1 protein-coding gene is annotated in these 231 nt (G+C 70.1%); it reads left to right on the top strand.

All coding sequences use genetic code 11. From position 1 onward, the window contains the following. Positions 1–231, top strand: a 231-nt coding sequence (locus tag KVT37_RS33235) for a hypothetical protein (RefSeq protein ID WP_217579123.1), incomplete at both ends; no start/stop codon positions are given.

The raw sequence follows: 231 nt of genomic DNA, 5'->3' as shown, positions 1-231 counted from the left end.
TTCGGACTCGTCGTGGCCAACGCCATCGCGGCCTGGCTGACGCTGAAATTCCTGCCCACCAATCCGTTCCGCGACTTCGCCCCGACCCTGTACCGCGCCTTCCTGCGGCTGGAGGACGAGGGGCTGGACAACCTCAAGGCGGCCGGCCAGGCGCCGCTCCTGGCGCTCAACCATGTCAGCTTCCTCGGCGGCCCCCTGGCGCTGACGCTGGCCGACGTGGCGCCGGTCTTC

This window comes from Mesorhizobium sp. GbtcB19, assembly GCF_019091085.1.
GTDB lineage: Bacteria > Pseudomonadota > Alphaproteobacteria > Rhizobiales > Rhizobiaceae > Mesorhizobium.
This window is presented reverse-complemented; position numbering and strand designations above follow the sequence as displayed.